This window comes from Mycobacterium sp. TH-M15 (genome assembly GCF_057473705.1).
Genome location: NZ_JBYCLB010000046.1, coordinates 1 through 4,725, shown reverse-complemented (window position 1 = coordinate 4,725; position 4,725 = coordinate 1). Strand labels below are relative to the sequence as shown.

General features: G+C 73.9%; 5 protein-coding genes. 1 reads left to right on the top strand and 4 read right to left on the bottom strand.

The features are described from left to right. Positions 1-197: 197 nt before the first annotated feature. Positions 198-458, top strand: coding sequence for a 30S ribosomal protein S20 (rpsT, locus tag AC2VNT_RS01215; protein WP_486945123.1), 261 nt, complete (start codon positions 198-200; stop codon positions 456-458). Between the two features lie 13 nt (positions 459-471). On the opposite strand, the gene holA is transcribed toward rpsT, so the two are convergent. The 4 genes from holA to AC2VNT_RS01195 all read right to left on the bottom strand — a co-directional run bounded on the left by holA (position 472) and on the right by AC2VNT_RS01195 (position 4,615). Further along, a complete protein-coding gene (gene holA, locus AC2VNT_RS01210) occupies positions 472-1,455 on the bottom strand; it encodes a DNA polymerase III subunit delta (protein ID WP_486945122.1) in 984 nt (327 codons plus the stop codon). A 12-nt stretch (positions 1,456-1,467) separates the two neighbouring features. Further along, positions 1,468-3,009, bottom strand: a complete 1,542-nt coding sequence (locus AC2VNT_RS01205; protein WP_486945121.1) for a ComEC/Rec2 family competence protein — start codon at positions 3,007-3,009, stop codon at positions 1,468-1,470. A 21-nt stretch (positions 3,010-3,030) separates the two neighbouring features. Beyond that, a complete protein-coding gene (locus AC2VNT_RS01200; RefSeq protein ID WP_486945120.1) occupies positions 3,031-3,906 on the bottom strand; it encodes a ComEA family DNA-binding protein in 876 nt (291 codons plus the stop codon). A gap of 112 nt (positions 3,907-4,018) precedes the next feature. Then, positions 4,019-4,615 carry a hypothetical protein gene (locus tag AC2VNT_RS01195; RefSeq protein WP_486945119.1) on the bottom strand — a complete coding sequence of 199 codons (597 nt, stop codon included), beginning with the start codon at positions 4,613-4,615 and terminating at the stop codon, positions 4,019-4,021. Positions 4,616-4,725 lie beyond the last annotated feature (110 nt).

Below are 4,725 nucleotides of genomic sequence, written 5' to 3'. Positions count from 1 at the left end.
CGATCTTGCCTTCCATCAGGCAAGCCTTCCGGGCACGCGCTCAAAATAGGTGAGGCACCACCACCGGCCACGCGCTCAAAATAGGTGAGGCACGCCGCGGTTTTGAAGATCGGCCGTTGCGGCTGGTAGCCTGAACAACCGCTGCCCGGATCGCGGGTACGCACCCCCAGCTGACGGTTTTACGAAGGAACTGCCCCGTGGCCAACATCAAGTCGCAGGTGAAGCGCATCCGGACCAATGAGCGCGCCCGGCAGCGCAACCAGGCGGTGAAGTCGTCGGTGCGCACCGCGATCCGCGCGTTCCGCGAGGCCGCCGAGACCGGCGACAAGGAGAAGGCCGCCGAGCTGCTGGAGTCGACCGGCCGCAAGCTGGACAAGGCCGCCAGCAAGGGTGTGATCCACAAGAACCAGGCGGCCAACAAGAAGTCCGCGCTGGCCCGCGCGCTCAACAAGCTCTGATCGTCAGCCGGGCCTACCCGGAGCGGTGGCCGGCGGCCAGCTCGGCGACCCGGCGCACGGTGGCCTCCAGCGCGTAGCCGGCATCGGCGGCGGCCCCTTTGACGTCGGCGTTCAGCGTGGCGACCAGCCGCACCGCGGTCGCCACCGTCTCCGGTGACCAGTTCCGAGCCTGACGCTGAGCCTTCTGCACCCGCCACGGCGGCATCTTCAGGTCGGCGGCCAGGCGTTGCGGGTTGCCGGAGAGTGGCCGCACCCGGGCGATGGTATGCACCGCCTCGGCCAGCGCGTCGGCCAGCACCACGTTCGCCTCGCCGCGGATCATCGCCCAGCGCAGCGCTTCGGTCGCCCCGGCGACGTCACCGGTGACGGCTCGGTCGGCGACGTCGAAGCCCTTCACCTCGGCCCGGCCGCTGTGGTACCGGCGCACCGCGGCGACGTCGACGTCTCCCCCGGTGTCGGCGACCAGCTGCGAGCAGGCCGACGCCAACTCCCGGATGTCGGAGCCGACGGCGTCGAGCAGGGCGGTGACGGTGGCGGTGTCGACGTTCACCTTCAACCCGGCGAACTCGGCACGCACGAAATCGGCGCGCTCGGCGGGCTTGCCGATCCGGGCGCACGGGTGCACGCTGGCCCCCAGGTCGCGCAGCTGGCCAGCGAGGGCCTTGGCGCGCCCGCCGCCGGAGTGCACCACCACCAGCACGGTCCCCGGCGGCAGGTCGGCCGCGGTGGACCCGATCAGCGCCGCGGCATCCTTGCCGGCCTCGGCGGCCGCCTCGAGCACCACCACCCGCTCGTCGGCGAAGAGCGACGGACTCAGCAACTCGGCGAGCTCACCGGTCTCGACATCGCCGGCCCGCAGCCGGTCCACCGGGATCTCCGCACCGTTCGCGCCGCCGGCTCCACCGCGCACCTGCGCCAGCACCCGCGCGACGGCCCGCTCGACCAGCAGCTCCTCGTCGCCGAGCATCAGGTGCAGCGGCGAAACGGGCTGGCTCACCGGGCAATCGTGTCACGCCCGGCCGACACCGGATGCGGCGCTCCCGGTCAGCGCCTCGGCCAGCGACCAGGCGACCAGGAGCACCGCCAGCGCCGCGACGCCGTGCCGGCCCCACCGCCACCGCCACGACACGACGATCAGCACCGTCACCGCGGCGACCGCGACGGCGCCGACCAGGCCCGCCGGCACGGCGATCGCCGCCCCCGGCACCGCGGCGGCCCAGTGCGCGATGTGGCAGACCCACCACAGCTCGGGACCGGTGAAGCGAATCAGCAGCTGCGCGCCCGCGGGCCACAGCCCGCACAGCCCGGCCGCGGCGCTGCCCAGCACGGTGATCGGGGCGACCAGCGCCGACACCGCGAGGTTGGCCAGCACACCGACCAGGCTGACCCGACCGGAGATGCCGGCGATCAGCGGGGCGGTCACCGCCTGGGCGGCCCACGCCACACACATCGCATCGGCGAGCGGTTTGGGCCAGCCCCGCGCCGTCAGCCGGGCCGACCAGCCCGGCGCGATCACCACCAGCGCCGCGGTGGCAACCACCGACAGGGCGAACCCCACGTCCACCGCCAGCTGCGGCGCCGCCGCCAGCAACACCAACACACTGCCGGACAGACTCGGAATGGCCTGGCGTTGCCGGGCCGACACCACCCCGAGCAGGGCGATCGCGCCCATCACCGCCGCCCGCAGCACACTGGCGGTGGGCTGGACCACGATGACGAAGCCCAGCAGCGCCACCGCGGCCAGCGCCGCCGCCGACCGTGGGCCGATCATGCGGGCCGAGAACAGCACCGCGCCACAGACGATCGTGACGTTGGCCCCGGAGACCGCCATCAGGTGGGTCAGGCCGGCGATGCGGAACTCGCGGCCGGTGACGGTGCCGATCGCCGACATGTCGCCGAGAACCAGCGCCGGCAGCAGCCGGCCCTGCTCGGCCGGGAGCACCCGGGTGGCGGCGGCCGCGAACCGGGAGCGGACCGCGTGCGCCGCCCGCGCCACGGGGCCGGCCCGGCCCCAGGTCGGCGGCCCGGTCGCGGTCAGCACCGCCACCGTCAGGTCGTGCCGGGCCGGGCGGCTGATCCGGGCCGGGAACCGCATCGGCTGGCCGACCATCGACTCGGCGAACTCCAGGCCGGAGGCGAAAACCACCACCCGGCCGGTCATCGGCTCGTCGGCCACCTGCTGCAGGGTGGCCCGCAGCATCAGCCGGCGGGCCCCAGCGGGCAGCGCGCTCTCGCTGGGGGTGACCGTCACCGGTGCGACCGTCCCGTAGCCGGCGGTGATCGGGTGCTGGCGCACCGCGTCGGCCCGCAGCGCGACGGCGAGCCCGAAGCCGGCACCCACCGCCGCCACCGCCGCCAGGTTCGCCGCCAGCAGCCGCCACCCCGGTCGGCGTCGGCGGTCGGCCGCCCACCAGGCCACCCCGGCCGCCAGGCCCGCCGCCGCAGACAGCACCGCCGCCACCCGGCCGACCGGCCACAGGATGCCGGCGATGGTGACCAGCCACCCGGCCAGCGCCGCCGGTACCAGCCGGATGTCCAGCCGATCCGACACCGGTGCCCGCCGGATATCCGGTCAGACCCGGACCAGCGGCCGCAGCCTCTCCAGGCGTGCCGGGCCGACTCCGTCCACCTGGGCCAGGTCGTCGACGCTGCGGAAAGCGCCGTGCGCCGTGCGCCATGCCACGATCGCCGTGGCGGTCACCGGCCCGACCCCGGGCAGGGCGTCCAGCTGCTCGGCCGTGGCAGTGTTGAGGTTGATCGGCCCGGCCACCGGGGCGGCCGACTCGGTGGTAGCCGACTCGGCGGCAACCGCCGGTCCCGGTACGGCGGTCCCGGAGCCGGTGGGGCCACCGCTCACCGAGCTGCCCAGCACGGTCGGCTGCCCGGACGGCGCCGCGATCCCGACGACGATCTGCTCGCCGTCGCCGAGCGGCCGCGCCATGTTCAACCCGGTGGTATCCGCTCCGTCCAGCACACCGCCGGCGGCACCGAGCGCATCGGCGACCCGGGCTCCGCCGGCCAGCGTCACCAGGCCCGGCTTGTGCACCAGCCCGACGACGCTGACCACCACCGGCTGATCCGCACCGGGCGCCGCGCTGGGGCCGGCGGTCGGGGCCGTGGTCGAGGTCGGAACCGAAACCATCTCCACCGCGGGAAGTTTGGCCGACATCACCGGCTCGGGCCGGTCCCGGACGACGGTGAACACCGTGATCAGCACCGCCACCGCGGCGATCGTGGCCAGCGCCACCGCCCCGGACCGGCCGGGGTCGGCGCGCACCTTGGCCAGCCAGCCGTCGTCGGCCGAGGCGTCCGGCTGCCAGCTCGGCAGCAGCGAGTTCGGATCGCTCTCCGCGTCATCGCCGCCGCCGCTGTCGCCGCCGCCGGGGTGGGAATCCGGTTGTGATTCCAGCCGCCGGCGCAGCCGGCCGGCGGGTAGCTCGGTTCGCATGGGCCGACGGTAACCGCGGCGGGCGACCAACATCGCCGGCCGCGACGGCCCGGTCGCCCCGCTGTGCACCGACTCCGGACTGTGCAGAAATCAGCCGGAGACCGGCCGGGGATCATTCGCCCGGGCAGACCAGCTCGAGTCGGTACTTGTGGCCGATCTGGGCACTCGGCAGGGCGGCACCGAACTCCAGCTCACCGACCACATGGTCCACCGCGGCGACATAGCTGTCGTGGTCCAGCCTGATCGCCTGGGTGCTCTGCTGTCGGACCGAGTCCTCGGCGACCGGGCCGCCGCCCGCGGTGTCCAGTCGGCGGGTGGCGTCCACCACCTGACTGGCGATCTCGGTCTGGGCCTGCCGCACCACCGCCCCGAGCACCTGCAGCCGGTCCAGGATGAAATCCTGGGCGCCGGTTGCGGTCACCGAACGCAATCGGGATGCGACGTCGGCGGTGCTCGGCCACATCTTCTCCGGCAGCAGCCGGTACGGGTCGGCGGGGACGTCGCCGATGCCGATCGGATGATCACAGGGCAGCGAATGCGCGGCCCACAACCGGATCAACTCCGTTCCGGGCACCGTCGGCGTCTCCGGGAACACGGTCTTCGCCGACCGCTGCGACGACATCACCGGGTCCTGCCACCCGCAGCCGCCGGTGAGCGTCACCGCCACCACGGTCACCACGCCGACCACCGGGGCTAGGGGTACAGCCATTCGCCGACGTCTTTTGAGATACCCGACGACGGCGTGTATCTGATCTTCGTCGGGGTGACACCGGGGGGCAGCGCGAACACCACGCAGCCGGATCTGGTGTCGCCCACCGG

Excerpts from the sequence above, each read along its gene's own strand:
- AC2VNT_RS01195 (WP_486945119.1), bottom strand. The coding sequence starts at position 4,615 with ATGGCTGTACCCCTAGCCCCGGTGGTCGGCGTGGTGACCGTGGTGGCG.
- AC2VNT_RS01200 (WP_486945120.1), bottom strand. The coding sequence starts at position 3,906 with ATGCGAACCGAGCTACCCGCCGGCCGGCTGCGCCGGCGGCTGGAATCA.